Genomic DNA, 1,181 nt, shown 5'->3' with positions numbered 1-1,181 from the left:
ACATTAAATTCTCTACAGCAAGCCAGCTACTTACGAAAAGTAACAAATACTTTAAGAGACAACCAGACAACCAGACAACCACTCGGACACTTAACGCCTTTAGCAGCGGCCGAGCGCAGCGAGGTCCAGCCCCAGCGTCTTTTTGCTGGGGCGATGCTGGCTAAACTTGTTAGAACTTTACTACGCATAAAGTAGAAATAATACAAAGCCAACCCCTGAAACTAAGGCCAATAAAAAGACACAGTGAAATATAAAATTAGCTAGCCGCCACCTGACATTAAAGCCTTGTCGATAATTGGTGGTAAGCGCATAAAATATTGAGCCTACGCACAAGATTGATACTAACAATAAAGCTACATGCTGAGTTAAAGCAAAATAACAGCTAATTAACCCTATGAGAAAGCCGTATGTTGCTAAAGATGAAGCTTTCGTTGTACCCCAAAATTCTTTTTTTTCTATATCCATTTTAGGTTGATCTACAATCTGATTAAAAAGTTCTAACGCTTTTATAAACGGCGCACGGCTCTATCGTGCGTCCAACGTAGGCCACGTTTCTTTGTGGCCGGAGTGATGTTTGATGAACTGGTTAGATGTTTTAGAACTCCCAACTACACCAAACACCACGTTAAAACCAAAGTGCTTGCCCAGAGACAAAAACACCGCAGATGGCGACTTTACCGGATTCCCTAGGAACACACCATTGACGAAGCCTCTACAAATTAAAATGTGCTTGAGAAGCTTAAACAGTAGAGCGGAACAGTGGGAAAACGTGCCACCTACCCTAAAACTTTAAACGGAGGAATGTATGAAAAGAAACGAGCACTCCCTGCCGAATATTGAGCCCTAAACCTTAAGAGCCAAAAAACATTTAACGCCTTGGTGACATGCGCCGCCAGGCGTCATGTTGACCAACTTGTTATGTGTTCCCCAGGGTCTCGCGACGCCAATTCGTCAACACTTTCCTTTGAAAGAATAATATTCCCAAAATAGGCTGCGTCGCAATGATTGCCCCATTCCATATAGTAAACCAAATGGCATATACCACTCTCATCCACCTTGATTAGAATGGTATAACCAAGATCACCTTGCGCAGATGCATGGAAATGTATCCAATCACCAAAGATGTCAAGCGTACCCTCTATATCATATATTTTTCTGATAAAAAGAGCTTCGTCGTCGAC

General features: G+C 42.4%; 2 protein-coding genes. One reads left to right on the top strand and one right to left on the bottom strand.

Annotation, left to right across the window (positions count from 1 at the left end):
• Positions 1-195, top strand: a 195-nt coding sequence (locus A3763_RS29545) for a hypothetical protein (RefSeq protein ID WP_231872148.1), incomplete at its 5' end; no start/stop codon positions are given.
• Positions 196-899: 704 nt separating this feature from the next.
• On the opposite strand, the gene A3763_RS28540 is transcribed toward A3763_RS29545, so the two are convergent.
• On the bottom strand, positions 900-1,181 hold a 282-nt coding region (locus A3763_RS28540; RefSeq protein ID WP_197482865.1), incomplete at its 5' end, for a hypothetical protein.

This window comes from Oleiphilus sp. HI0128 (genome assembly GCF_001635365.1).
Note: the sequence above shows the minus strand (reverse complement) of the source record. Positions and strands in the feature narration are given on the sequence as shown.